Annotated in this window: 23 protein-coding genes and 1 tRNA gene; 16 read left to right on the top strand and 8 right to left on the bottom strand. The window is 69.8% G+C overall.

Annotated elements, in window-relative coordinates; translation table 11 throughout:
- The first annotated feature begins 6 nt into the window (after positions 1 to 6).
- Positions 7 to 369: a peptidase inhibitor family I36 protein gene (locus ABZ873_RS12785; RefSeq protein WP_360869629.1), complete on the top strand. Its 363-nt coding sequence runs from the start codon at positions 7 to 9 to the stop codon at positions 367 to 369.
- On the opposite strand, the gene ABZ873_RS12780 is transcribed toward ABZ873_RS12785, so the two are convergent.
- On the bottom strand, positions 350 to 1141 hold the full coding sequence (locus ABZ873_RS12780; protein WP_360869462.1) for a potassium channel family protein: 792 nt from the start codon (positions 1139 to 1141) through the stop codon (positions 350 to 352). The genes ABZ873_RS12785 and ABZ873_RS12780 overlap by 20 nt on opposite strands.
- 75 nt (positions 1142 to 1216) lie before the next feature.
- Complete coding sequence (aceE, locus tag ABZ873_RS12775) at positions 1217 to 3949, bottom strand: pyruvate dehydrogenase (acetyl-transferring), homodimeric type (protein WP_360869459.1); 2733 nt, start codon at positions 3947 to 3949, stop codon at positions 1217 to 1219.
- Positions 3950 to 4453: 504 nt separating this feature from the next.
- Between aceE and ABZ873_RS12770 the strand changes: the two genes are divergently transcribed.
- From ABZ873_RS12770 to ABZ873_RS12745, 6 genes are all read left to right on the top strand, one after another.
- On the top strand, positions 4454 to 4879 hold the full coding sequence (locus ABZ873_RS12770) for a DUF3052 domain-containing protein (RefSeq protein WP_360869456.1): 426 nt from the start codon (positions 4454 to 4456) through the stop codon (positions 4877 to 4879).
- 165 nt (positions 4880 to 5044) lie between these two features.
- Entirely contained in the window at positions 5045 to 5503 is a 459-nt protein-coding gene (locus ABZ873_RS12765) for a peroxiredoxin (RefSeq protein ID WP_360869454.1), read from the top strand.
- 138 nt (positions 5504 to 5641) lie between these two features.
- Positions 5642 to 6217: a TerD family protein gene (locus ABZ873_RS12760; protein ID WP_030657021.1), complete on the top strand. Its 576-nt coding sequence runs from the start codon at positions 5642 to 5644 to the stop codon at positions 6215 to 6217.
- Positions 6218 to 6399: 182 nt separating this feature from the next.
- A complete protein-coding gene (locus ABZ873_RS12755) occupies positions 6400 to 6975 on the top strand; it encodes a TerD family protein (RefSeq protein ID WP_360869451.1) in 576 nt (191 codons plus the stop codon).
- Positions 6976 to 7008: 33 nt separating this feature from the next.
- Positions 7009 to 8136 carry a DUF475 domain-containing protein gene (locus ABZ873_RS12750; RefSeq protein WP_360869626.1) on the top strand — a complete coding sequence of 376 codons (1128 nt, stop codon included), beginning with the start codon at positions 7009 to 7011 and terminating at the stop codon, positions 8134 to 8136.
- A 119-nt stretch (positions 8137 to 8255) separates the two neighbouring features.
- Entirely contained in the window at positions 8256 to 8996 is a 741-nt protein-coding gene (locus ABZ873_RS12745; RefSeq protein WP_360869448.1) for a Tellurium resistance, read from the top strand.
- A gap of 100 nt (positions 8997 to 9096) precedes the next feature.
- Here the strand turns inward: ABZ873_RS12745 and ABZ873_RS12740 are convergent, their stop codons facing one another.
- Complete coding sequence (locus ABZ873_RS12740; RefSeq protein WP_360869445.1) at positions 9097 to 9867, bottom strand: TerD family protein; 771 nt, start codon at positions 9865 to 9867, stop codon at positions 9097 to 9099.
- Positions 9868 to 10061: 194 nt separating this feature from the next.
- On the opposite strand from ABZ873_RS12740, the gene ABZ873_RS12735 reads away from it, so the two are divergent.
- Genes ABZ873_RS12735 through ABZ873_RS12720 form a run of 4 tightly spaced genes read left to right on the top strand, consistent with a single transcriptional unit; the run spans position 10062 to position 15200 of the window.
- A complete protein-coding gene (locus ABZ873_RS12735; protein ID WP_360869442.1) occupies positions 10062 to 11228 on the top strand; it encodes an HpcH/HpaI aldolase/citrate lyase family protein in 1167 nt (388 codons plus the stop codon).
- 14 nt (positions 11229 to 11242) lie between these two features.
- The gene (locus ABZ873_RS12730) at positions 11243 to 13717 is read left to right on the top strand and encodes a phosphoribosyltransferase (RefSeq protein WP_360869439.1); all 2475 of its coding nucleotides are present in this window, start codon (positions 11243 to 11245) and stop codon (positions 13715 to 13717) included.
- On the top strand, positions 13714 to 14544 hold the full coding sequence (locus ABZ873_RS12725; RefSeq protein ID WP_360869436.1) for an HAD family hydrolase: 831 nt from the start codon (positions 13714 to 13716) through the stop codon (positions 14542 to 14544). The genes ABZ873_RS12730 and ABZ873_RS12725 overlap by 4 nt, the downstream gene beginning before the upstream one ends.
- Positions 14541 to 15200 (top strand): O-methyltransferase, encoded by a 660-nt coding sequence (locus tag ABZ873_RS12720; protein ID WP_360869433.1) that lies wholly within the window; start codon positions 14541 to 14543, stop codon positions 15198 to 15200. The genes ABZ873_RS12725 and ABZ873_RS12720 overlap by 4 nt, the downstream gene beginning before the upstream one ends.
- 64 nt (positions 15201 to 15264) lie before the next feature.
- Here the strand turns inward: ABZ873_RS12720 and ABZ873_RS12715 are convergent, their stop codons facing one another.
- From ABZ873_RS12715 to ABZ873_RS12705, 3 genes are all read right to left on the bottom strand, one after another.
- Positions 15265 to 15480 (bottom strand): zinc ribbon domain-containing protein, encoded by a 216-nt coding sequence (locus ABZ873_RS12715; protein WP_360869431.1) that lies wholly within the window; start codon positions 15478 to 15480, stop codon positions 15265 to 15267.
- Positions 15481 to 15536: 56 nt separating this feature from the next.
- Entirely contained in the window at positions 15537 to 16067 is a 531-nt protein-coding gene (locus tag ABZ873_RS12710) for a DUF4383 domain-containing protein (RefSeq protein ID WP_360869624.1), read from the bottom strand.
- A 1182-nt stretch (positions 16068 to 17249) separates the two neighbouring features.
- A complete protein-coding gene (locus tag ABZ873_RS12705) occupies positions 17250 to 18494 on the bottom strand; it encodes a hypothetical protein (RefSeq protein ID WP_360869429.1) in 1245 nt (414 codons plus the stop codon).
- 105 nt (positions 18495 to 18599) lie between these two features.
- Here ABZ873_RS12705 and ABZ873_RS12700 point away from each other — a divergent pair.
- From ABZ873_RS12700 to ABZ873_RS12690, 3 genes are all read left to right on the top strand, one after another.
- A tRNA-Val gene (locus tag ABZ873_RS12700) sits at positions 18600 to 18671 on the top strand.
- Positions 18672 to 18896: 225 nt separating this feature from the next.
- Positions 18897 to 19151 (top strand): UTRA domain-containing protein, encoded by a 255-nt coding sequence (locus ABZ873_RS12695; protein ID WP_360869426.1) that lies wholly within the window; start codon positions 18897 to 18899, stop codon positions 19149 to 19151.
- A 350-nt stretch (positions 19152 to 19501) separates the two neighbouring features.
- A complete protein-coding gene (locus tag ABZ873_RS12690; protein ID WP_360869423.1) occupies positions 19502 to 19858 on the top strand; it encodes a hypothetical protein in 357 nt (118 codons plus the stop codon).
- Positions 19859 to 20547: 689 nt separating this feature from the next.
- On the opposite strand, the gene ABZ873_RS12685 is transcribed toward ABZ873_RS12690, so the two are convergent.
- Together ABZ873_RS12685 and ABZ873_RS12680 are read right to left on the bottom strand one after the other, a co-directional pair.
- Positions 20548 to 21543 (bottom strand): hypothetical protein, encoded by a 996-nt coding sequence (locus tag ABZ873_RS12685; protein ID WP_360869419.1) that lies wholly within the window; start codon positions 21541 to 21543, stop codon positions 20548 to 20550.
- Positions 21544 to 22182: 639 nt separating this feature from the next.
- Positions 22183 to 22992, bottom strand: a complete 810-nt coding sequence (locus tag ABZ873_RS12680) for a TIGR04255 family protein (RefSeq protein ID WP_360869416.1) — start codon at positions 22990 to 22992, stop codon at positions 22183 to 22185.
- Positions 22993 to 24260: 1268 nt separating this feature from the next.
- Here ABZ873_RS12680 and ABZ873_RS12675 point away from each other — a divergent pair.
- Positions 24261 to 24929 carry a hypothetical protein gene (locus tag ABZ873_RS12675; protein ID WP_360869413.1) on the top strand — a complete coding sequence of 223 codons (669 nt, stop codon included), beginning with the start codon at positions 24261 to 24263 and terminating at the stop codon, positions 24927 to 24929.
- Positions 24930 to 24944: 15 nt separating this feature from the next.
- Positions 24945 to 25175: a DUF2277 domain-containing protein gene (locus ABZ873_RS12670; RefSeq protein ID WP_360869411.1), complete on the top strand. Its 231-nt coding sequence runs from the start codon at positions 24945 to 24947 to the stop codon at positions 25173 to 25175.
- Positions 25176 to 25203: the final 28 nt, after the last annotated feature.

The following is a 25203-nucleotide window of genomic DNA, read 5'->3' as shown; positions in this document are numbered from 1 at the left end:
ACCACGGTGCTGGCCGCGACCTTCCTGGCCCTGACCGCCCTGCTGCCGAGTGCGGCGACCACGGCCCACGCCGCGGGCCCGCCGGCCCTCGCCGCCTGCGCGGCCGGGCAGTTGTGCCTGTGGGCGAAACCGGAGTTCAAGGGGAACCGGCAGACCCATGAGCTGAGCACCCTGGACATCAACAGCTGCACCGCGCTGCCCGCCGGGACCAGCGCCCAGTCGCTCGTCAACCGCACCGGACGCCCCGTCACCACTTACCAGTCGGCGGAGTGCGGGGAGACCGGGGAGTTCCAGACCTATCCCGGAGACGGGGTCTGGCTGCCCCAGTCGCCCTACCAGGTGCGGGCGTTCAAGGTGTGGGAGCGCTAGCGCCGCGCTGTGCCGGGGTGCCCGGCCCGGCGGACGGGGCCCCGTCCGCCCCGCCGCCCAGCCGGGCCACCTCGCCGCGCAGCGCCCGTACCTCTGCCTGGAGTTCGCGGATGGCCGCCAGCTGGAGCCGTTCCACCTGGTCGTCGCGTTCGAAGCGGGAGATGAACCAGGCGGCGATGTTCGCCGTCACCACACCGAGCAGGGCGATCCCGGACAGCATCAGGCCCACGGCGAGGACCCGGCCCAGACCGGTGGTGGGGGAGTGGTCGCCGTAGCCGACGGTGGTCATCGTGGTGAAGGACCACCACACGGCGTCGCCGAGGTTCTTGATGTTGCCCTCGGGCGCGTCCCGCTCCACGCTCAGCACCGCCAGCGAGCCGAACATCAGCAGCCCGACCACCGAGCCCGCCACGTACGTCGTCAGCTGGATCTGCGGAGCCATCCGGGCCCGCCGGCCCACCAGCATCAGGGTGGCGACCAGGCGCAGCAGCCGCAGCGGCTGCACCAGCGGCAGGACCACGGCCGCCAGGTCCAGCCAGTGCGTCCGCACGAAGTGCCGGCGGTCCTCGGTGAGGCCGAGGCGCACCAGGTAGTCGACGGCGAAGGCCCCCCACACCGTCCACTCCACGTACGCGCAGAGCCCGTGGAGCCGCTCGCTCGCGTCCGGGGCGACGATCGGCACGGCGTACGCGACGGCGAAGGCCACGGCGAGCACGAGCAGCGGGGTCTGGCTCCGCCGCTCCCAGAGCAGCCGGCGGGAGGGTTCTTTCATGCGGAGCATCGTAGGGAACGCGTGAAGGGGCGCGGGCCCGGCCGGTGCCGGACCCGCGCCCCGCCCGCGCCGGGGTTACGCGTCGCCGCCCGCGGGGCCGGGGTCGGCGGCGGCCACGTCCAGCAGCTGGTAGCGGTCGACGGCCTGCTTGAGCACCGAGCGGTCGATCCTGCCCGCCTTGGCCAGCTCGGTCAGCGTGGCCAGGACCACCGACTGCGCGTCGATGTGGAAGTAGCGCCGGGCCGCGCCGCGGGTGTCCGCGAAGCCGAAGCCGTCCGCGCCCAGCGAGGTGTACGGGCCGGGGACCCAGCGCGAGATCTGGTCCGGCACGGAGCGCATCCAGTCCGAGACCGCCACGAACGGCCCCTCCGCGCCCGACAGCTTCCGCGTCACGTACGGGACGCGCTGCTCCTCCTCGGGGTGCAGCAGGTTGTGCTCCTCCACCTCCACGGCCTCGCGCCGCAGCTCGTTCCAGGAGGTCGCCGACCAGACGTCCGCCCGGACGTTCCACTCCTCGGCGAGGATCCGCTGCGCCTCCAGGGCCCACGGCACGGCCACACCCGAGGCCATCAGCTGCGCCGGGATGCTGCCCGCGGTGCCCTGCGCCACCCGGTGGATGCCCTGGAGGATGCCCTCCACGTCGACGTCCGCCGGCTCGGCCGGGTGCTGGATCGGCTCGTTGTAGACGGTCAGGTAGTAGAAGACGTCCTCGGCCTCGGGGCCGTACATCCGCCGCAGGCCGTCCCGCACGATGTGCGCGATCTCGTAGCCGTAGGCCGGGTCGTACGCCACGCAGCCCGGGTTCGTCGAGGCCAGCAGCTGGGAGTGGCCGTCGGCGTGCTGGAGGCCCTCACCCGTCAGGGTGGTCCGGCCGGCGGTCGCGCCGAGGACAAAACCGCGCGCCAGCTGGTCGGCCATCTGCCAGAACTGGTCACCCGTGCGCTGGAAACCGAACATCGAGTAGAAGACGTAGACCGGGATCAGCGGCTCGCCGTGCGTCGCGTACGCCGAACCGGCGGCGATCAGCGAGGCCGTGCAGCCCGCCTCCGAGATGCCGTCGTGCAGCATCTGGCCGGTCGGGGACTCCTTGTACGCGAGCAGCAGCTCGCGGTCGACCGCCTCGTACTGCTGGCCCAGCGGGTTGTAGATCTTGGCGCTCGGGAAGAAGGCGTCCATACCGAAGGTGCGGTACTCGTCGGGCGCGATCAGCACGAAGCGCTTGCCGATCTCCTTGTCCCGCATCAGGTCCTTGAGGATGCGGACGAAGGCCATCGTGGTCGCGATCGACTGCTGGCCGGAGCCCTTCTTGGCCGCCGCGTAGGCGCTGTCGCCCGGCAGCTCCAGGGGCTTGGCGCGGACCACGCGGGTGGGCACGTAGCCGCCGTGCGCCGTGCGCTGGTCGTGCATGTACTGGATCTCGGGCGAGTCGCGGCCCGGGTGGTAGTACGGCGGAGCCCCGCCCTCCAGCTGCTGGTCGGTGATCGGGATGTGCAGCCGGTCGCGGAAGCGCTTGAGGTCGTCGACCGTCAGCTTCTTCATCTGGTGCGTGGCGTTGCGGCCCTCGAAGTTCGGGCCGAGGGTCCAGCCCTTGACCGTCTTGGCGAGGATCACCGTCGGCTGGCCCTTGTGGGCCTTGGCCGCCGCGTACGCCGCGTAGATCTTCTTGTGGTCGTGGCCGCCGCGCCCCAGGTGCAGGATCTGGTCGTCGGTCATGTTCTCGACCATGGCGCGCAGCCGCTGGTCGTCGCCGAAGAAGTGGTCCCGGATGTAGCCGCCGGTCTCGGTGGCGTAGGTCTGGAACTGGCCGTCCGGGGTGGAGTTCATCCGGTTGACCAGCAGGCCGTCACGGTCCTGGGCCAGCAGCGGGTCCCAGGAGCGGTCCCAGATCAGCTTGATGACGTTCCAGCCGGCACCCCGGAAGATCGACTCCAGCTCCTGGATGATCTTGCCGTTGCCGCGGACCGGGCCGTCGAGCCGCTGGAGGTTGCAGTTCACGACGAAGGTCAGGTTGTCCAGGCCCTCGCGGGCCGCGAGCGACAGCTGGCCCAGCGACTCGGGCTCGTCCATCTCGCCGTCGCCGAGGTACGCCCACACGTGCGACTTGGAGGTGTCCGCGATGCCGCGCGCCTCCATGTAGCGGTTCATCCGTGCCTGGTAGATCGCGCCGAGCGGGCCGAGGCCCATCGAGACGGTCGGGAACTCCCAGAAGTCCGGCATCAGCCGCGGGTGCGGGTAGCTGGACAGGCCGTACGGGGCCTTCGACTTCTCCTGCCGGAAGGCGTCGAGCTGCTGCTCGCTGAGCCGGTCCAGGAGGTAGGCGCGGGCGTAGATGCCGGGGGAGGCGTGGCCCTGGAAGAAGATCTGGTCGCCGCCGTCGCCCTCGTCCTTGCCCCGGAAGAAGTGGTTGAAGCCCACGTCGTAGAGGGAGGCGGAGGAGGCGAAGGTGGCGATGTGGCCGCCGACGCCGATGCCCGGGCGCTGGGCGCGCGAGACCATGACGGCCGCGTTCCACCGGGTGGCGTTGAGGACCTTGCGCTCGATCTCCTCGTTGCCGGGGAAGAAGGGCTCGTCCTTGGTGGCGATCGTGTTGACGTAGTCCGTGCTGCGCATCTCGGGCACGGCCACGCGCTTCTCGCGCGCCCGCTCGATGAGGCGCAGCATCAGGTAGCGGGCGCGTTCACGGCCCCGCTCGTCGACCGCTGCGTCCAGGGAGTCGAGCCACTCCTGGGTCTCCTCCGGATCGAAGTCCGGGACCTGACTCGGGAGGCCGCCAATGATGATCGGATTGCGATCGGATGCGGAAGCCACGCTGTTCCTTCGCTGTCGGGGGCGCTGTCGGGGCGCTGTCGGTGAGATCGTGCCGGTGCCGTGCCTGGGGGCGCCGCTCCCATGGTCCACCGCCCGGCGGGAATCGTCATCCGTACCACTGGGTAATCCTCGCGGTGGACAGGGAAAACCCGGCGTGAGGGACCGGTCCGGTCCCCGCGCGGCGGGCGGGAGTGTACCCCCGAATCGCGACTTTACGCCCAAAGCGGTCAGCGGCTTCGCAAGGCCGTTCGCCTCCCGAACGGACATAAAGGCCCCATGCGCCGACCGATGATGCCGAATGAGCTGCAATGGTGTGGGATGAATCACCAGAGGTGCACACGGGCAGGCTGAAAGTTGCGGCGAGACGGCCGCAATCGTCACCGTTTCGACGGTCTCGGCCGTCGGGTACTTGCGCGATCCGCCGCGCCCGTGTGGACTACGCCCAATGCTGCGCGTACGCGCGCCGCCGGAAGACATTCACCGAACATGAGCAGGAGGCACCCCGTGAGCGCGACCGCGGACCACGCGGAGAGCCTGGCCGCCCGGCTGGGTTTCCAGTCCGAACAGGTGGTCCAGGAGATCGGCTACGACGAGGACGTCGATCAGGAATTCCGTGACGCCGTCGAGAAGCTCGTGAGCGAGCTCGCCGACGAGGAATACGACGAGGGCGCCGACGCGGTGCTGCTCTGGTTCCGCGACGAGGACGGCGACCTGACGGACGCCCTGGTCGACGCGACCGAGCTGGTCGAGGACGGCGCACTGATCCTGCTGCTGACCCCCAAGACGGGCCGCGACGGCTACGTCGAGGCCAGCGACATCAGCGAGGCCGCCGAGACCGCGGGCCTCTCCCTGGCCAAGGGACTGCCCGTCGGCAAGGAGTGGACCTCCACCAAGCTGGTGACGCCCAAGGCGGCCAAGTCCAAGCGCTGAGCCGCGCCCCGCAGACATGCGGAACCCACGCCCCGCCGCACCGGACGACCCGGGTGGTGGGGCGTGCGCGTACCCGGCCCGTAGGCTCGGCACGCAGGCCAGGCCCTAGGGTGGGGATCACCTGAACGGCTCAACGCAGGGATGCGGGACGAAGGGATGCGAAAGATGGCGATCCAGGTCGGCGACAAGGCGCCCGACTTCGAACTCAAGGACAACCACGGTGCCACCGTGCGGCTCTCCGACTTCCGGGGGGAGAAGGCCGTCGTCCTGCTCTTCTACCCGTTCGCCTTCACCGGTGTCTGCACCGGTGAGCTCTGCGAGCTGCGCGACCACCTGCCGCGGTTCCAGAACGACGAGGTGCAGCTCCTCGCCGTCTCCAACGACTCCGTGCCGACCCTGCGGGTCTTCGGGGAGCAGGAGGGCCTGGAGTACCCGCTGCTGTCGGACTTCTGGCCGCACGGCGAGGTCTCCCGCGCCTACGGGGTACTCGACGAGGAGAAGGGCTGCGCGGTCCGCGGCACCTTCGTCATCGACAAGGAGGGCGTCGTCCGCTGGACGGTCGTCAACGGGCTGCCCGACGCGCGTGACCTGAACGAGTACATCAAGGCGCTCGACAGCCTCTGACAGCGCTTCGGTGGACCGCACCCGCGGTTCCCTGCGAAAACCGGCATCGGGCGGGAACCCGTCACTAGGATCGAAACGTTGATCCGGTAGCAACCGCACGACGGGGCCCCGCCCCACACAGAACCCAATGGAGGACCCGTGGGAGTCAGCCTCAGCAAGGGCGGCAACGTCTCGCTGACCAAGGCCGCGCCTAACCTGACGGCGGTCATCGTCGGTCTGGGCTGGGACGCTCGCACCACCACCGGTGTCGACTTCGACCTCGACGCCAGCGCGATCCTGACCAACGACCAGGGCAAGGTCGCCAGCGACGCCAACTTCGTCTTCTTCAACAACCTCAAGAGCCCCGACGGCTCGGTCGAGCACACCGGTGACAACACCACCGGTGAGGGCGAGGGCGACGACGAGGCCATCAAGGTCAACCTGGCCGGCGTCCCGGGCGATGTGGCGAAGATCGTCTTCCCCGTCTCGATCTACGAGGCCGAGACCCGCCAGCAGAGCTTCGGCCAGGTCCGCAACGCGTACATCCGCGTGGTGAACCAGGCCGACAACACCGAGCTCGCCCGCTACGACCTCTCCGAGGACGCCTCGACCGAGACCGCCATGGTCTTCGGCGAGCTCTACCGCAACGGCGCGGAGTGGAAGTTCCGCGCCATCGGCCAGGGGTACGCCTCCGGCCTGCGCGGCATCGCGCAGGACTTCGGCGTCAACGTCTGAGCCTGAGAGCAGTTCATCCGTCCGGCGTCGTGCACTGTGTGTACGGCGCCGGACCTGCTTCGCCCGCACCGCCGCAGCCGTAGCACCGCACCGCCGCAGTACCGCACCGCCGCAGCACCGCGCCACAGCGGCAGCGCACCACCGCCGCACCGTTCACACCGTCGTCCGGGGAGGACCACAGCATGGGCGTCACACTCGCCAAGGGGGGCAACGTCTCACTGTCCAAGGCCGCGCCGAACCTCACCAGGGTTCTGATCGGCCTCGGATGGGACGCGCGCTCGACCACCGGAGCCGACTTCGACCTCGACGCCAGCGCGCTGCTCTGCAACGGCGGCCGGGTGCTGGGGGACGAGTACTTCGTCTTCTACAACAACCTCAAGAGCCCCGAGGGCTCCGTCGAACACACGGGTGACAACCTCACGGGCGAGGGCGAGGGCGACGACGAGTCCATCCTCATCGACCTCACCAAGGTGCCGGCCGTGGTGGACAAGATCGTCTTCCCGGTCTCCATCCACGAGGCCGACACCCGACGGCAGAGCTTCGGCCAGGTCAACAACGCCTTCATCCGCGTGGTCAACCAGGCCGACGGGCAGGAACTCGCCCGCTACGACCTCTCCGAGGACGCCTCCGACGAAACCGCGATGATCTTCGGCGAGGTCTACCGGTACGGCGGCGAATGGAAGTTCCGTGCGGTGGGACAGGGGTACGCGTCGGGCCTGAGGGGCATCGCTCTAGACTTCGGGGTCAACGTTTCGTAAAGCCTTACAACACGCATGGGGTGCCAGGTGCCAGTGGTTCTGAAAACCTTCGGCTGGTCGTTCGCCATCACGGCGCTCGGCCTTGCCTTCGCCGCGTGGCAGTGGGGGTGGGAGGCGTTCGGGATCGTACTGATCCTGTCGATCCTCGAAATCTCCCTGTCGTTCGACAACGCGGTCGTCAACGCCGGAGTCCTGAAGAAGATGAATGCCTTCTGGCAGAAGATCTTCCTCACCGTCGGCATCCTGATCGCCGTGTTCGGTATGCGGCTGGTCTTCCCGGTGGCGATTGTCGCCATCAGCGCCAAGGTCGGGCCCATCGAGGCCATCGAGCTGGCCATGGACCAGCCCGAGCAGTACGAGGCCCTGGTCACCGACGCGCACCCGGCCATCGCGGCCTTCGGTGGCATGTTCCTGCTGATGATCTTCCTCGACTTCATCTTCGAGGAGCGCGAGTACACCTGGCTCAGCTGGCTGGAGCGCCCGCTGGCCAAGCTCGGCAAGGTCGACATGCTGTCGGTCTGCATCGCCCTGATCGCGCTGCTGGTCTCCGCCATGACCTTCGCGGTCAACGCCCACACCAGCACCGGCCACGCGGACAAGTCCGCCACCGTGCTGCTCGCCGGCGTCGCCGGCCTGATCACCTATCTGATCGTCGGCGGCCTGTCCTCCTACTTCGAGGACAAGCTGGAGGAGGAAGAGGAGCGCGAGCACGAGGAGGAGGAGAAGGCCAAGGCCGAGGGCAAGCCCGTCTCCGCCGTCGGCCTCGCCGGCAAGGCCGCGTTCTTCCTCTTCCTCTACCTGGAAGTCCTCGACGCCTCCTTCTCCTTCGACGGGGTCATCGGCGCCTTCGCCATCACGAACCACATCTTCTGGATGGCGCTGGGCCTGGGCATCGGCGCCATGTACGTCCGTTCGCTCACGGTCTACCTGGTCCGCCAGGGCACCCTGGACGACTACGTCTACCTGGAGCACGGCGCGCACTACGCGATCGGCGCGCTCGCCGTCATCCTGCTCGTCACCATCCAGCACGAGATCAGCGAGATCATCACCGGCCTCATCGGCGTGGTACTGATCGCCGCCTCCTTCTGGTCCTCGGTGCGCCGCAACAAGCGCCTGGAACGCGAGGGTTCCGAACCGGAGGGTTCCACCGTCGACGCATGACGGCGGCGGTAATGCGGAACGCTCACTGCGGGGCGGTCCACCGGGTCCACGGACCTGGCGGGCCGCCCCGCTCTCCGTAGGCATCGAAGGGGTCCAGGGGGACCAGGGGGGACAAGGGAATGGGGTTCTTCGACGGCATCATGGGCAGCCGCGCCGCGCAGTTCCAGTCGGGCAGCGCCTCGTCGAACGCGATCGAACTGACCAAGCGGCACGCGACGGTCTCGCTCAGCCGGCAGGAGGCCGTGCACGGCAACCTGCGCGTCAATCTGTCCTGGCGCATGCGCACCTCGGACATCGGCGGCCGCTCCGGCCAGAGCGGCCAGCTCTTCCGACATCCGTTCAAGCTCTTCAAACCGGACATGGTGCAGGCCCACACCCAGGGCATGGTCAACGTCGACCTGGACATGGGCTGCCTCTACGAGCTGACCGACGGCACCCGGGGCGCGGTGCAGCCGCTGGGCAACCTGCTGGGCGACCTCAACGACCCGCCGTACGTCAAGCTCAGCGGCGACGACCGGTTCGGCTCCGGCTCGGGCGAGACCCTGTACATCAATCTCGACCACGCCGACGACATCAAGCGGCTGCTGGTCTTCGTCTACATCTACGACCAGACCCCGGCCTTCGACCGCACGCACGCCATGGTCACCCTCTTCCCGGTGACCGGGCCGCGCATCGAGATCCCGCTGGACGAGCGGCACCCGGAGGCCCGCTCCTGCGCCGTCGTCTCCCTGGAGAAGGTCAAGGGCGAGCTGGTCGTGCGGCGCGAGGTGAAGTTCGTGTACGGGTTCCAGGCCGAGCTGGACCGGCTGTACGGCTGGGGGCTCCAGTGGGGCCGGGGCTACAAGAGCACCAAGCACTGACCGGAGCCCCGGCGCGGGGAGCCCGGCCCGGGGGAGCCCAGGCCCGGCGGAACCGCGGCCCGGAGGAACCGCGGCCGGGGCGCCACCCCGGCCGCCCTCCTCAGCGGCGGATGAACTGCGGGCCCTGCGCCGGCAGCCGGAAGGACGGGTCGCCGCCCGGCCCGGGCACCGGGGACACCGGCTGCGGGTAGCCGTAGGCGGGCGGGGTGGCCGGCGGGGCCTGCGTGGGCGGGGCCATCGCGGTGGTCTCCTGACCGACGGCGCCGCTCCCGGCCCCGGCCCCGCTCCCGGCGGCCGGGCCCGGGCCCGCCTCCGGCTCGGCGGCGTTCTCGTCCACCGAGATCCCGTGGTCGGTGGCCAGGCCCACCAGGCCGTCCGAGTAGCCCTCGCCGAGCGCCCGGAACTTCCAGCCGTCGCCCCGGCGGTACAGCTCCCCGCAGATCAGCGCCGTCTCGGCGCCGGTCTCGGGCCGTACGTCGAAGTGGGCGAGCGGTTCGGAGCCGCCGGGCGCGGTGGCGTCGTAGAGGAGGATCCGCAGGTCGCGGACCCGCTGGAAGGGGACGTCCTCGGCGGAGGCGACCACCAGGATCCGGTCCACCGACGGGGGCACCGTGCGCAGGTCCGCCTGGACCGCGTCGGTGACCGCGTCGCCGATCTGCTTCTTGCCGAGCCGCCAGACGGCGCCCGAGGGGTGGCGGGGCTGGTTGTAGAAGACGAAGTCCTCGTCCGAACGCACCCGCCCGTCAGGGCCCACGAGCAGCGCCGACGCGTCCACGTCCGGCACCTCGGGGCCGCCGGTCCAGCGCAGCACCGCCCGGACGGCCACGGGGGCCACCGGGATGTTCGAGCCCTTCTGCATCGCGTGCGTCATGCACGTCATCCTGCCCTCCCGGGGTGGAGCGGGACAATGCGGCCCCCCGTAGGGCCTTGTACCGATCACGCGAGCTGGGCATGGTGCAAGAGGGTTACCTGAACTTCATGTGCTTGAGGAACTCTTGACTCACGTTCGTACGTACTATTACCGGCCATGCCAGTTGGGCCGCCGAGGCAGTACGGGGAGAGAACATGCGTCACTTTGGGCACATATCGCCCCCGGTCCGTCGGGACCTCTTCCACCAGGAACCGGCGGAATTCACCGCGGAATCACCCGCCCGCGTCCTCGCCGCGGCCCTGGGCGCCACCCTGTACAGCCCCGCCACCCGCCCCGCCCTGGCCGCGGACATCCGCAAGCAGTCCGCCCGCGGGGTGGTCTCCATGGTCCTCTGCCTGGAGGATTCCATCAGCGACGCCGATGTGGCCCTGGCCGAGGACAACCTCGTCCGGCAGTTCGCCGACCTCGCCGCCGATGCCGCGGAGCTGCCGCTGCTCTTCATCCGCGTCCGCACCCCCGAGCAGATCCCCGACCTGGTGCGCCGCCTCGGCGGCTCCGTCCGGCTGCTGGCCGGATTCGTACTCCCCAAGTTCGACGAGAAGCACGGCCTGCCCTTCCTGGAGGCCCTCGCCGAGGCCGAGGCGACGAGCGGACGGGCCCGGCTGTATGCCATGCCCGTCCTGGAGACCCCCGGCCTGCTGCACCTCGAAACCCGCGTCGAGACCCTCGCCGGCATCTCCCGCACGGTCAACGACCACCGCGAGCGGGTCCTCGCCCTGCGGCTCGGCGTCACCGACTTCTGCTCCGCCTACGGACTGCGCCGCACTCCCGACATGACCGCCTACGACGTGCAGATCGTCGCCGGCGTCATCGCGGACGTCGTCAACGTCCTGAGCAGGGCCGACGGCACCGGCTTCACCGTCACCGGCCCCGTCTGGGAGTACTTCCGCAGCCAGCAGCGCCTCTTCAAGCCGCAGCTGCGCCGCAGCCCCTTCCTGGAGGAGGGCGTGGAGGAGCTGCGCACCGCCCTGATCGAGCACGACCTCGACGGACTGCTGCGCGAGATCGAACTCGACCGGGCCAACGGCCTGCTCGGCAAGACCTGCATCCACCCCGCGCACGTCACCCCCGTGCACGCGCTGTCGGTGGTCTCCCACGAGGAGTTCTGCGACGCCCAGGACATCCTGCGGCCCGAGCGCGGCGGCGGCGGAGTGCTGCGCAGCGCCTACACGAACAAGATGAACGAGGTGAAGCCCCACCGGGCCTGGGCCGAGCGCACCATGCTGCGCGCCGAGGTCTTCGGTGTGGCGAAGGAACAGGTCGGCTTCGTCGACCTGCTCACGGCCGGACTCCGGGTGTGAGCGGGCCGGAACCGATGGCAACGACGAGGAAGGGCGAGACGATCGAAGCGGTGTGGTCGGGTACCTGGGTCGCGGACCGGCTGGGCGTGTCCCTGGAGGACTCCGGAGGCGGGCCGCCGCTGACGGAGCTGCTGGGGCTGGCCCTGCGGCGCAACCCCAAGCGGGCGCACCTGCTGGTCTCGCGGGTGCTGGGCAAGCACGTGCCGCGCTCCCCGCGCACGGTGTACGAGGCCGGGTACAGGCTCGGCGAGCGCGTACGGGCCCTGCTCGGGGAGGAGGCCGCCGCCTCGGCCGTGGTCCTCGGCTACGCCGAGACCGCCACCGGGCTCGGCCACTGCGTGGCCGACGGCCTGGGCCCCGCCCCCTACCTGCACTCCACCCGCCGGCCGGTACCGGGCGTCACCCCGGCGGGCGGTTTCGAGGAGGCGCACTCGCACGCCACCTCGCACCTGCTGCTGCCCGAGGACCCGCGGCTGCTCGCGGGCAGCGGGCCGCTGGTCCTCGTCGACGACGAGTTCTCCACCGGCAACACGGTCCTCAACACCATCCGCGACCTGCACGCCCGCCATCCGCGCACGCACTACGTGGTCGTGGCCCTGGTCGACATGCGCTCCCCGGCCGACCGCACCCGCCTCACGGCGTTCGCGGCCGAACTGGGCGCCAGGGTGGACCTGATCGCCCTGGCCTCGGGCACGGCCACCCTCCCGGAGGGGGTCCTGGCGAAGGGCCAGGCGCTGGTGGACCGGTACGAGGCCGATGCGGCGGGTCAGCAGGCACTTCCCCAGGCCGGCCTCGTCCGCGTCGGGCTGGAGTGGCCCGAGGGGCTGCCCGACGGCGGGCGGCACGGGTTCACCGCCGCCCACCGGGCCCGGCTGGAGGAGGCGCTGCCCGGGATGGCCGGGCGGATCGGGGCCGCGCTGGGCGAGGGGGCCGGGCGGGTGCTCGTACTCGGCAACGAAGAGCTGATGTACGCGCCGCTGCGCCTCGCGAAGGCGCTGGAGGAGGCGGGCGCCGCGGCCGAGGTCCGGTTCTCCACCACCACCCGCTCGCCCGTGCTCGCCGTCGACGACCCCGGCTACGCCATCCGCACCCGGCTGGTCTTCCCCGCCCACGACGCCCCCGCCGACGGGCCCGGCGACCGCTACGCCTACAACGTCGCCCCCGGCGCCGGCGAGGCCCGCTTCGACACCGTCGTCGCCGTCGTGGACTCGGCCGGGGACACCCCCGGGCTGCACACCGGCCTGCTCGCCGCCCTCGCCCCGCACACCGGCCGGATCGTCCTGGCCGTGATCCCGTCGTACATCCCCGCCGCCCCCGGCGGCGCGTCCCCCACCCGGCAGGAGCCGATCATGACCGAGCCCCTGCGCGGCCCCGCCTTCTCCTCCTACGCCCCCGAGGACGTCGGCTGGCTGCTCCAGGACCTCTCGGGTGTGCGGCTGGAGGCCCCGACGGAGGAGCGCGAGGAGGCGATCCAGGCCGGCGGCGCGCACTACGCCGAGTCGCTGCCCGTCGAGTACCAGCCGTCACCGCAGTACCAGGCGCTGTACCGGAGCGCGCTCACGGCCTCCGCCGCCCGCGTGGCGAAGGCCGTCGGCACCGTCACCGAGACCGTGCTCGCCGAGCGCTCCCCGTCGCCCGTGCTGGTCTCGCTGGCCCGCGCCGGCACCCCCGTAGGCGTGCTCATGCGCCGCTGGGCCCGCGCCCGGCACGGGCTGGACCTCCCGCACTACGCCGTCTCCATCGTGCGCGGCCGCGGCATCGACGCCAACGCCCTGCGCTGGCTGGCCGCCCGCCACGACCCGGCCGACATCGTCTTCGTCGACGGCTGGACCGGCAAGGGCGCCATCACCCGCGAGCTGAAGGAGGCCCTGGCGGACTTCCCCGGCTTCGACCCGGAGATCGTCGTCCTCGCGGACCCCGGCTCCTGCGTGCCCACCTACGGCACCCGCGAGGACTTCCTCATCCCCTCCGCCTGCCTCAACTCCACCGTCTCCGGCCTCATCTCGCGTACGGTGCTCAGGGCCGACCTGGTCGGCCCCGGCGACTTCCACGGCGCGAAGTTCTACCGCGAGCTCGCCGCCGCCGATGTCTCCGTGGCCTTCGTCGACGCCGTCGCCGCCCACTTCGACGAGGTGGCCGGTGCCGTGGACGAGCAGGTCAAGGAACTGCTCGCCGCCGACCGCACCCCCACCTGGGAGGGCTGGGCGGCGGTCGAGCGGATCAGCGAGGAGTACGGCATCCACGACGTGAACCTCGTCAAGCCCGGTGTCGGCGAGACCACCCGCGTCCTGCTGCGCCGGGTGCCCTGGAAGATCCTGGCGCAGCGGGGCGCCGGGGCCGACCTGGACCACGTACGGCTGCTGGCCGAGCAGCGCGGGGTCCCGGTCGAGGAGGTCGACGGACTGCCCTACACGTGCGTGGGTCTCATCCACCCCCGCTTCACGCGCGGCGCCACGGGCGCCGACGGAAAGGCTGTGGCCGCCAAGTGACCGTCCTCGTAGCCAGTGACCTCGACCGTACGCTCATCTACTCGACGGCCGCCCTCGGCCTGACCATGCCCGACCCGGAGGCCCCGCGCCTGCTGTGCGTCGAGGTCCACGAGAGCAAGCCGCTGTCCTACATGACGGAGACGGCCGCGGCCCTGCTGGCGCGGCTGACCGAGGACCCGGGCGTCGTCCTCGTCCCCACCACCACCCGCACCCGCAAGCAGTACCAGCGCATCCGCTTCCCCGGCCGCCCGGTCCCGTACGCGATCTGCGCCAACGGCGGCCAGCTCCTCGTCGACGGGGTCCCCGACCGGGACTGGCGGCGGCAGGTCGCGGCGCGGCTGGCGGAGGAGTGCGCTCCGCTGGAGGAGGTCAGCCGGCACCTGGTGGCCGTCGCGGACCCGGTGTGGCTGCGCAAGACCCGGGTGGCGGAGGACCTGTTCGCGTACCTCGTCGTCGAACGCGACCTGGTGCCCGAGGAATGGCTCAAGTCCCTGGCGGAGTGGGCCGAGGCCCGCGGCTGGACGGTCTCCCTCCAGGGCCGCAAGATCTACGCCGTCCCGCGCCCGCTCACCAAGAGCGCGGCCATGCGGGAGGTCGCCCGCCGCACCGGCGCGACCGCCACCCTGGCCGCCGGGGACTCGCTGCTGGACGCCGACCTGCTGCTCGCGGCGGACGCCGCCTGGCGGCCGGGCCACGGCGAACTGGCCGACGTGGGCTGGACGGCGCCCTCCGTGACGGCCCTGCCGGAGGCGGGAGTGCTGGCGGGTGAGGAGATCGTGCGGGCTTTCACCCGCGAAGCCCGGCGGCTCGGCAGACTGGACGCATGACCAAGGGCAACAGCACCAAGATCACAGACGAGCTCTACACCTACATGCTCGACCACAACCCCCCGCTGGACCGGGTCCAGCGGGGGCTGGTCGCGAAGACGTACGCCACGTTCCCCGATGTCGCCGGGATGCAGTCGGCGGAGGAGCAGGGGCCGCTGCTGGCCTTCCTGGTCCGCCTGACCGGCGCCCGCCACATCGTGGAGGTCGGCACCTTCACCGGCTTCTCGGCCCTCTCCATGGCCCAGGCGCTGCCCGCGGACGGCCGCCTGATCACCTGCGACGTCTCGGAGGAGTGGACGGCGCACGCCCGGGACGCGTGGGCGGAGGCGGGCGTCGCGGACCGCATCGAGCTGCGCATCGCCCCGGCGCTGGAGACGCTGGGGGCGATGCCGTCCGAGCCGCACATCGACATGGCGTATGTGGACGCGGACAAGGAGAACCAGGTCGCCTACTGGGAGGAGCTGGTACCGCGGCTCCGCCCGGGCGGCCTGATCGTCACGGACAACACGCTGTTCCACGGCTCGGTCCTGGACGAGTCCGCGACCGGCTCGGCGGCGGGCGTCCGCGCCTTCAACGACCACGTAACGGCGGACGACCGCATGGACTCGGTCCTGCTGGCCATCTCGGACGGGCTGACGCTGTCGCGCAAGCGCTGAGACGGCGGGGGCGGCTGGGGCGGTGGGCGGCTGGTGTCTGTGGCTTTTTCGGCCGCTCAGCCGCTCAGCCGCAGGCGCCACCGCCGCAGCAGCCGCCCCCTCCCATGGGGGCGGCTGGGGCGGGTGCTCCGGCGGCGCCCCCGACGGCGACGGCGGACAGCAGCTTCACGGTGTCGGCGTGCCCGGCGGGGCAGTCGGCGGGGGCGGAGGACTCGGCCATGGGCCGGCTGACCTCAAAGGTGTCGTCGCAGGTCCGGCAGCGGAATTCGTAACGAGGCATGCGCACAGGCTAAGCGGGCCCGGCGGCCGTGCGCTACGGCCGGCGGGGCGGGTCGCTCAGACGGCCTTTCGCGCTCGTGCCCGATCCTCCCGGGCGGCCTGCTCGGGATGACGGGCGCGCCAGTACGGATTGTCGTGCGGCAGCGCGCTGCCCACCCGCCCGTACATCCCGAACCACATCAGCATCACGCCGACGACGAAGCTGAACAGGACGTTCGGGATCCGGAAGGCGAGGAAGTTCAGCCCGGTGTCGAGCAGCGCGAGGTTCACGAACCCGCTGGCGATGAAGAGCACGCCGAGCACGATGTTGAGGGTGGAAGCGAAGGTTCCGCCGATGGCCATCCCGATGATGAGCAGCAGGCCGAAGCAGATCGACAGCACGCTGAGCGCGCCGTTGGTGTTCAGGGCGAGGACGGTGTCGCCGCCGGTGTCGAAGAACCCGATCCGGTGGATGAGCCCGAGCACCCCGAACACGACGAGCAGCACGCCGGTGAGCCCGGCCCCGACGCGGTACACCTGGCTGAGCTTGTGATCGGTGGGCAGATGCTCGTCGAGCCGCGCGTTGACGGGATGCATCACCCGCGCCATCCGCCGCGACACGGTCTCGGAGAACCGCGGCGGCGGGGGCACCGAGGGGTCGGGCTCGCGGGGGATGTAGGGCGCGTAGTGCTCATGCGGCTCGGTACACCCGTAGGCGGCGTGCGGCACGTAGGTCTGCGGGGCCTGCGCGGCCGACCCGGCTGGCGGGGCGGCGGCCCGATGGGCAATACGGAATGTATGGGCCATAACGCCCTCCTCTATCCCATTCACCCCCCGACCCCTCCCAGCATCCGCCGCCGGGGGGCGCGAGACAACTGGCTGGGGGTGTGGTTGGGCTGCGGCTGCGGCTGCGGCTGCGGCTGCGGCTGAGGGGGCGGGGCCTGGCCTGGGCAGGGCTCCGGCCAAGGGCGGGGCGGGGGCAGGCTGGGTGGGTTCGGGCGGCTCGCGCCCGTACGCGTCCTGGCGGCCGGTTCGGCCTGGCCAGCGGCGTCGGGACCTCCCACGCCGGGTGCAGTGACGCCGCGAGCCGCCCGGCCCGCCGCCCGTCGGAGCGCCCGGCCATCTGCCTGACCTCGCCCCCAACCATCTGCCGGGGGCGGGTGCGCGCCCCGCCGCCCACGGTGGCCCGCTTCGGCCGGGCCCGCCGCCTCGCGAGAACCTGACGTCTCTCCCTGCGCCTGCCACCCCCGGCCCGAAGGTCACTGGGGCAGGCTGCTCACGGGGTCGACGGCCGCGCGTGCCGACGCTCGCTCGGCCGGCTCTTGGGGAGTCGTGCTCTCCGTGAGCCAGGGGAGCGCGACCCGCGCCGACGGCGGTCCGGGTCCCGTGTGACAGCTCGGCCAGGGTCGTACGGTGCGCCACCGGCGAGCCCGCGCCAAGCCTCAGGGAGCTGATCCCCCTCCGCGCCAAGGCCCACGGCGACGGCACGACGGTCGGCGGCGGCCGGTTCAAGCTGGTGCCGGGCACCCGTGGCCGCCGGTGCCGCACGCGGTGGTGTTCACGGTGACGGTCGCGCCGGGAGGCGCACCCGCCGGGCCGACGAGGCCGGGGTGCGTGCCCGTGCGGCTGGGGTCGTACGGTGCGCAGTCGGCGGAGCCCGCGCTGATGCGGCCCGGTCTCAGGGGGCTGAGCCCTTTCCGCGCCAGGGCGCACCCGCCGGGCCGACGAACGCCGGTCGGCGTGCCCGCGTACGGTGCGTGGACCGGCGGCCTCGCCCCGTACGTCCGCCCGCTAGCCGTGTCCGAGCTCCGCTCGGATGGCTGTCACCACCGCGTTCACCGCGGCCCGTACCGACTCCATCTCCTGGAGGAACGCCCAGTAGTCCGGGTGGCGGCCCTCCAGGCCCTCCCGGGCGCGGCTCACCCGGGCCACCGCCTCGTCCAGGGGGCCCGCGTGCCGGGGGTCCGGGACGCTGCGGCCCGCCATCGCGAGCCGCTGCGCGTCCCGGACCGCGAAGCGGGTCCGGTCGACCTCCGCCTGTGGATCCCGCGCCACCGCTTCCAGCCGCGTCAGCCGGTCCTGCGCCGCCGACACCGCCTCGTCCGTCGCGTCCAGCGACCCCCGTACCGCCTCGATCAGCGCGCCCACATCCGCCCAGCGCTGCTCGTCCCGGGCCCGCCCGGCCTCCGCGAGGCGTTGCTCGGCCTCCGTGACCTCCCGTACGGCCTCCTCCGGCACGTGCTGGAGGTCCTGCCAGCACGCCGCACTGAACCGCCGCCGCAACTCGCTCAGCACGGGATCCACCCGGTCCGCCCGGTTCCGCAACGCCTGCGCCCGCGTCCGCAGGCTCACCAGCCGCCGGTCGATCTCCGCCGCGCGTTCCGGCAACCGCTCCGCCTCGGCCCGTATCGCCTCGGCGTCCCGCAGGATCCGGTCCGCGCGCTGCACCGTCTCCTGCACGCCGTGCCGCGCCGCCCCCTGGTTCAGCTTCGTCAGCTCCGGCCCCAGCGCCGCCAGCCGCGCCGCCAGCTCATCGGCCCGCATCCCCTTGGCCCGTACGGCATCCAGCGCATCGCTCGCCCCGATCAACGCCGCCCGAGCCCGCTCCCGCGCCGGCGCGACCCGCGCGAGCTGCGTCTCGGCCTTGTCCAGCAGCGGCTGCAGCCCCGCCGCGAACCGGTCCAGCTCCGCCTTGACCCGTACCAGCTCGTCCCGCGCCCCGGTCAGCTGCTCCCGCGCGCGCGTCGCGACCGACGCCTCCAACTCGGCCCGGTCCAGGTCGTACGCGTCCACCGCCTCGATGTACACATGGCTGACCTGGTCGATCCGCTGCCCGAGCGCCACGAACCCCTCGGCGGCCTGCCGCGCCGCGGGCGACCCGTCGGCCGCGGCGATCGTCTCCATGGAGATCCGCAGATCCCGCTGCGCGGTGTCCAGCTCGTAGAACGCGGCCGCGGCGGCATCCTTGGCCGCCTGCGCATCCGCCCGCCGACTCTCGTCCCGCCCACCGAACCACCGCCGGGATGCCGTCGCCACAATCCCTCTCCCGTACCGTGTCCGCCATGCCCCCGTCCATTCTCTCCCACGCGAACGGGTTTGCGTGGGGGGTGCGCGCGGCATGTAGGCTGTCCACTCATCCACGGGTGCGTAGCTCAGGGGTAGAGCGCTGCTCTTACAAAGCAGATGTCGGCGGTTCGAAACCGTCCGCGCCCACCGGCACAAAGGCCCCCAATCGATTATGGTTGGGGGCCTTTGACGGCTAAGGGTGACGGCAACGCCTACTCAGCCGGCGCCCGCCGGCCGATGTCGCCGAGCGTCTTGGCTCGACCCCAAGACCGCGATGACGGTCGTGCGCGAGCGGATCCGTCTGATCGACCACGAGTCGTACACGCTGGCGGACAGCTAGCTCCCGAGGAGCTAGTCCGCGGCACGCCGCTGATGAAGCCCGAGGACGTGTCAGCCCCCGGCGGCGTGTTGGCCCAGTGCGGGCTAGCCCAGGTGCGGTACGAGGACGAGATCATCTTCCGCATGCCGATGCGGGCGGAGTCGGAACGGCTCGACCTCCCGCCGGCCACGCCAGTGGCTGCTCACACCCGGACGGGTTACGACAAGGACCGGAAGCCGCTCCGGGCCATGATCACCATCCTGTCGGGTGACCGGCACGTGATCCGCTACTCCGTGCTGGCGGATTGATGAGCACCCTCGCCCCCACCTTCGAGGAACCGAGCATGGTCGTACACACCGCCACACCCTTGAGTCGGGCGCTGCCCACCCCTGAGCGGGTCTGGTACGCCTCCTACGGCTCCAACATGCACATGGACCGTCTTGCCGCGTACATCGCCGGCGGCACCCCGCCCGGGGCGACGCGTACCTACCCGGGGTGTCGTGACCACCATGCGCCGGAACGATCCATCGCGGTCGAGATGCCAGGACGCCTGTACTTCGCCACGGAATCCCCTGTCTGGACTGGAGGCCGCGGGTTCTACGACCCGACTGCCCCCGGTCGAATGCGGGGACGGGCGCACCTGGTGACCGTGAGTCAGATGTCTGACATCGCCGCACAGGAGATGTACCAGGAGCCAGGGGTGGACCTCGATCTGACGGCCGTTCTCCGGGCTGGACGCGACGAGTTGGGCCCCGGTCGGTACGAGACGCTGATCTGCCCCGGCACCATCGAGGACATCCCCGTTCTGACCTTCACGGCGCCGTGGACCCTTGGTGACATCGACGTGCTGGCGCCCTCGGCGGCGTACCTCCGGTACCTGGCCGGCGGCCTCCTGGAGTCCGGGCCGTGGGAGGAGCAGGACATCGCGGAGTACCTTGCGGCGTGCCCCGGTGCCTCAGGCCGGTGGACGGCCGCGCAGGTGCAGGAGCTGTTGTGCACGGACCTCGGCTTGTGACAATGCGATGGGTGATCAACCTCGGGTCAGCTTGTGGGCTGATCCCTGCCAGCAATTGGCCAGAGGCGTCCTGTGGGCCGTGGGCGGGCCAGCACAGTAGATGAGCGCTGCTGTTTGGAGCCTCACGGGATAAGCGTCCCGGTGGGCGCTTGCCGCCGAGCTCTCGAAACCGCCAAGGGCTGGCGCGGCAGGGTTTCCCTACTCCATCAAGGGCGCTTCCGCCTCCCGAGGCGGCGTCGCACACCCGTCATCCCGGGCCTGCGCTCCTGTCTCCCCCCGCTCCCGTCCGGCCCGCCGGCCGCGCGCCAATGGGCTGAGGGCCTGATGAGGGTGAACGCGGCCTGACCCATAAGCCCTCCGTCACAGACGGATGCCTCCGGCGGGGGCGTGTCCGGCACCGGGATGACCGAGGGCCGGTTCTGCGGCTGCCAGCCGGTTCGTGGTGGGGGTTGTGAGCTGTCATCCCGTCTGCCCTCGACCCCGGCAAGCCATAGCCGACCGGGCTTCTCGGGCCTGGGTCGTTCGTCCAGCAGGGACCTTCACCTGGGCCCCAGAAGCCTGCCCCGCTATCACTCCGTGTGGGTCGACGGCAGACAGGATGACAGCAGCGTTCGTTGATGCTGGCGCCGCGATGCCCCCGCCCGAAGTAAGCACCCAAGCCACACGCTGGCTACCGAAAGCCCTTTATGTCAGATCGGCAGCGGCGATGAGAGGTGGTCCAGATCAATCTCCTCGGAGTGGCGCATCCTCTCAAAGGAAAAATCTTCCGTCGAGATGATATCGGATTCAATCCGCCCCTCCATAACGGCTCCCATGACTCCGGGTTTGGAATCGGGGCGCGGCACGCACAATCCTGCAAGCGCCTCCGCAAAGCCACTCCAGAGCCAGTATCGCGATGCCGCATCAAGCGATTGTGCACCGCTCTTGAGGCGTTCAGCGATCTCGGCCGGCTTCTTCTGAAGGGTGATCCCGTCTCCTTGATAAAGCCAACCATGCAGAGTTTCTGGGCACTCCGGCAGCACGTCAGTAGGCACGGGGGGAAGTACGCCTGGCTCCATAACGATGCACAATGTGAGCGAGTAAGGTTCCACTTCCCATTCGTCGTCGCATTCCAAACGCATGGACGCAACCTTGGCCATCGCCCAACCGATGGGGCTTTCCCCTTTGTCAACCTTGCTTTCAGCGAGAGATTGAAGGGGGCGCAACCAAGGCACGACATTGTCGGGGAAGGCGAACCTACTATACCTACGCCCAACCCTTTGGCCGAACTTGCGAATGTCGTCCATAGATGAGACACCAGCCGCTTTCGCATGCTTCACGAGGAAAGATTTCGGTACGGTGGCAATATAGGTCAGATCGGCAAAATGTTGGGGGCTCAAGTTCGGCAGCGGGACATAGTTCGGACGCTGACCCTTGCTCGAAGATTTTGCTGCATTCGCGTCAAGGATCACAATGGGAACTACTTGCGCCATCGTTCGATCAGTGAGGACCAAATCGCATGTCTGAGGAATGATGGCCACGCCATCAGGGGTTTCAACCCATTGCGTGTCATCGTCACCCACCTGGACCGCAACGCGCTTCGCGCCAACTACGTCACCCTGGCGGTAATCGCCGATGACGCCCTGCCAATCTGCACTCGGTGAGTCCGTATCGCCCGTTGCCTGCAAACCGGAAGATGAGTCCAACGCCACTCCCCCCGGGAAGTCACTCAGTGTCAGCGGACAGCAACTCAATCGGAGTATAGCCGACGCCTACAACTGGCGTTCGCTCCCTGCGATTTCGCGCCTGGAAGGACTCTAGGGGGCTTTGCTCGCCAGGCGCGGATGCATACAACCAGGCTCGCACCTGCATCGGCACGCCAGTCGGTGCGGACCGGACGAGCTGTGCTAGCTGAATGATCATCTCGCCGTGGCGGGCATTGACGCGACCGCCCGACGCCCACAGGTGAGTTGCTCGGCGACTGACCCCCAGAGCTTTACTCAACTGCTCCCACGTGAGGCCGCTCTCGTCGTGGATTACGCGTACCAATTCAGCCTGATCGAAAGGTAGATCAGCGCGAGCAGGCATGTCGATAGGTGGGGGGGGCGTCGCAACAAGTGCGGCGACCACAGGGCTGGAAGTCTGATCTGCAATGGGTCGCCCATAGGCTGGCGGCGCCGCAGCTATGGCCGATGTGGCGAATGCTGTTGCCAGTGCTAGCCCAGCGACCCACACGCGAGGCGACGCGGGGGGGACGCTCACCTTGGAAACTGCCACTTCTTTCACCGCCGGATCGACGACGAAGGAAATGATGGGAGAGTGGCTAGCCGAATACGTAGTCAACTTTACCCCCCGAAGCGAATGAGAAATCTCGGAGTAACTGCCCATCGGAAGAACCGGTAGGCGCGCTTCGAAAGGCGCTCAGATTGAACGCGGATCTCCTCGGGATCCGAGCCGATGCTCACACCTTGTTGGAAGGCGTCTAGGTCTAGGATCCAACTCCTCCCCGGCAGCAAATCCAGTGATGGATCGAATGTGCCGTTGGCCGGCATTTCACCCCACTGGGCAAGGAAGCCGTCCCCATTGGCCAGATCGAAAGCAGCTTGAGAAAGCGAGTGCACGAGGTGAGCGTTGCCATCGAGTCCGGCTGCCGAGATTCCGAGAATTTCAGGTCGGACCAATTCGGAAAGAATCCCCAGGTCATTCGATTCGGAGATTCTGTTCGTGTAGCGATACCCGACTCGCGTGTAAGCTGGCACATACGCTACGTTCTTCAACACGTCGGCGATCTGAGCCAGGTCTTTGCAGAAATCTGTTCGCCCCGCGTACTGAGTCGTCTCCAACGCCAGCGAACCGTTGGTCAGGGATACTGTGGTCAACCTATCTGGCGAGCGGAATCTCCAAACTGGATTTTGGCTGGACTGAGGCGAAACCTGCCCGCTGCCAATTAGCAGATTGAACTCGGATCCTGTTTCAAGGTAAGGGTATTTTTTACTCAGTCGCGCCGCGAATTCGGAAGTGACGTTAGGCGACCCTAGTGCCGAGAGGGGCTCAAAGCGCAGCTGAGCGAGGACGCGAGCCAGCGGAGCGCGGGTCAGGTGCTTGTCCTTGCATGGCTCGTCACCGAAGGGCGTGGGCAACTGGCTACTCGTCATGCTTCACACGTTACTTCACATGCGTAGATGTCGTCACGCACATACGCATCGCCGGGGAGCCAGGCAGGCGACTCCTGCCCGCCGTCCCGGTCGACTTCGGAGCGCAGGCCCGCGGGCACTGTCAGTGCTGCACGCGATCGTGTGGCCATGATTGGTGGTGTGGCCAACGCGCAGGTTGGGTCAGAAGTTCAGTAGTCGCAAGCTCGCAGGTCGGCGCAGTGTCCATCGACCTCTTTAGGTCGGCATCTGTGAAACGAAGAAGAACGGTGCCGAGCCCATCGTCGTCTCTGGGGGGCTGCTGGGATGACAAGGACTATGGTGACGAAGTCATCTATACCGGGCATAGTGGGCAAGACCCCAGAGGCAATCAAGTCGCTGATCAGAGACTGCAGGACGCTGGCAACGCTGCACTAGTGACGTCACGAACGGCCAAGCCGGGGAGCTGAGGACACACCCGAAGCATCAGGTCAGCTTGAAGTGTCTTGAAGTGTGTGGAGCAGCATCGAGTGAGGTGGCGCCGCTAATCCGTCAGCAGGCGGTGTGCCCCTGCGTCTGGCCGGGGCACGGCCTATTCATGGGCGCGGCATCGTCACAGGTCGCACCCAAGGTCTGTGACCTGCTGAAACGCCTGAGGCGCATGGGCCCCTCCGGAGCCGTGTGCGCCGTGACCAGCCGCGGCTCGCAGGCCGTCTCTGACGGCAGCCGCTGACGGCAACGTGGACGCACATCGGCAGATCCGCAGTGACTGTGGCTCCACTATTGCTGCTGTGGAAGCGGCCGTCCGGCCTGGCGCGAGGCGTAGCCAGGTGAGCTTACAAAGCAGATGTCGGCGGTTCGAAACCGTCCGCGCCCACCAGTAGGAACTAGCAGGTGAGAGCCTGTTGTTGGCCCCTCAGCCGATTGTGGCTTAGGGGCCTTTTTCCGCGTCTGACGCCACATCGGTGCCACATCCCCAGCGGGAACGCCTCGGCGTCGTGCATTCATGGGGATCTTGCGCGCCGATCGACGGGTCTGGGCGGCCACGTCGGCGTGCTGAAAGGCCCCCGGCCGGGGTGGGCGGGGGCCTTGGGTCAGGCGTTGGGGCGCTTGCCGTGGTTGGCCTTCTTCTTCTTGCGGGCGCGCTTCTTGTTGCCTCGCTTGGCCATGGTGTCAGTCTCCTTACTGTCGGTGACTTTGTGACGCCCAGTCTAGGTTCGGGGCGGCGTGTTCGCATCAGCGCCGGGTGCGGTGGTCTTGGCGGGTGGGGTGGGGCGTGGGATGGTCGGGGGATGGGCGGCTGGCTCGCGTGGGGTGCGGTGGTTGTGGCGGTCGTTGCGGCCGTGGGGGTCGTGGTGGGGGTGGAGCGGTTTCTGGGGGCCGGGTTCGAGCGGAGGCGGGACGAGGAGCGGGCTCGGTTGGTGGCGGGGCTTTCCGGTTCCGCTGAGGCTGGGGAGGTGGAGCTGCCCGCGGTGTGGGCGCGGCCCGGGAAGTTCGAGGATGTCGGGGGGAGCCGGTCAGGTCGCGCTCGGGCGCGGCTGGGGGATCGGCGGGACGACTTCACGCCGCTGCTGGTGGAGTACTACGCGTACGGGCTGACGCAGGCGCGCAGCAGTTTTGCCACCAGTCAGCGGTTCGCCGGGGTCGGGGCGGCGATCCTGCTCGTCGGGGTCGGGCTCGCGGTGTGGAAGGCCGAGGCGGGCGGCGAGATGTACCTCGGTGTTGTCACCAGCTCCACCGGCCTGGTCACGGCCCTGATCGGGCAGCTTTTCCACCGGCGGGCCGATATCGCGCTGCGGCACATGGCCGCGCAGACGGCCTCGCTGCGCGACGACCGGCGGGCCGCCGAGACGGCGCAGCAGGCCATCGATCTGCTGGAGGCTGTCGAGGACGCCGGGTTGAAGGCGCGGCTCCAGGCTGGGTTGATCATGAAGCTTTCCGGGGCCGAACTGCCGCGGTAGCGGGATAGTGGAGGTATGTGCCGATCGATCAAGACGCTGCGTCCGCCCGCCATCCCTGAGAAGGCCACCGAGGAGGAGATCCGCGCCGCCGCGCTGCAGTACGTACGGAAGGTGTCCGGGTTCCGCGTGCCCGCCGCGCACAACCAGGAGGTGTTCGAGGCGGCGGTGGACGCGGTCGCGGAGGCCACCGCGGCGCTGCTCGACGGGGTGCACGTACGGGGGCAGCAGGCCGCGGCTTCTGTGTGAGGGGTCCGGCCCGGCTTTTGTGCTGTGC

It is taken from the genome of Streptomyces sp. NPDC047014 (assembly GCF_040644195.1).
Taxonomy (GTDB): Bacteria; Actinomycetota; Actinomycetes; order Streptomycetales; family Streptomycetaceae; genus Streptomyces.
Note: the sequence above shows the minus strand (reverse complement) of the source record. Positions and strands in the feature narration are given on the sequence as shown.

What these genes read in the sequence shown, in the direction of transcription:
- ABZ873_RS12680 (WP_360869416.1), bottom strand. Translation starts at nt 22,992, where the DNA reads ATGACGAGTAGCCAGTTGCCCACGCCCTTCGGTGACGAGCCATGCAAG.
- ABZ873_RS12670 (WP_360869411.1), top strand. Translation starts at nt 24,945, where the DNA reads ATGTGCCGATCGATCAAGACGCTGCGTCCGCCCGCCATCCCTGAGAAG.
- ABZ873_RS12690 (WP_360869423.1), top strand. Translation starts at nt 19,502, where the DNA reads ATGTCTGACATCGCCGCACAGGAGATGTACCAGGAGCCAGGGGTGGAC.
- ABZ873_RS12780 (WP_360869462.1), bottom strand. Translation starts at nt 1,141, where the DNA reads ATGAAAGAACCCTCCCGCCGGCTGCTCTGGGAGCGGCGGAGCCAGACC.
- ABZ873_RS12765 (WP_360869454.1), top strand. Translation starts at nt 5,045, where the DNA reads ATGGCGATCCAGGTCGGCGACAAGGCGCCCGACTTCGAACTCAAGGAC.
- ABZ873_RS12675 (WP_360869413.1), top strand. Translation starts at nt 24,261, where the DNA reads ATGGGCGGCTGGCTCGCGTGGGGTGCGGTGGTTGTGGCGGTCGTTGCG.
- ABZ873_RS12755 (WP_360869451.1), top strand. Translation starts at nt 6,400, where the DNA reads ATGGGCGTCACACTCGCCAAGGGGGGCAACGTCTCACTGTCCAAGGCC.
- ABZ873_RS12740 (WP_360869445.1), bottom strand. Translation starts at nt 9,867, where the DNA reads ATGACGCACGCGATGCAGAAGGGCTCGAACATCCCGGTGGCCCCCGTG.
- ABZ873_RS12730 (WP_360869439.1), top strand. Translation starts at nt 11,243, where the DNA reads ATGGCAACGACGAGGAAGGGCGAGACGATCGAAGCGGTGTGGTCGGGT.
- ABZ873_RS12720 (WP_360869433.1), top strand. Translation starts at nt 14,541, where the DNA reads ATGACCAAGGGCAACAGCACCAAGATCACAGACGAGCTCTACACCTAC.
- ABZ873_RS12715 (WP_360869431.1), bottom strand. Translation starts at nt 15,480, where the DNA reads ATGCCTCGTTACGAATTCCGCTGCCGGACCTGCGACGACACCTTTGAG.
- ABZ873_RS12710 (WP_360869624.1), bottom strand. Translation starts at nt 16,067, where the DNA reads ATGGCGCGGGTGATGCATCCCGTCAACGCGCGGCTCGACGAGCATCTG.
- ABZ873_RS12735 (WP_360869442.1), top strand. Translation starts at nt 10,062, where the DNA reads ATGCGTCACTTTGGGCACATATCGCCCCCGGTCCGTCGGGACCTCTTC.
- ABZ873_RS12695 (WP_360869426.1), top strand. Translation starts at nt 18,897, where the DNA reads ATGAAGCCCGAGGACGTGTCAGCCCCCGGCGGCGTGTTGGCCCAGTGC.
- ABZ873_RS12745 (WP_360869448.1), top strand. Translation starts at nt 8,256, where the DNA reads ATGGGGTTCTTCGACGGCATCATGGGCAGCCGCGCCGCGCAGTTCCAG.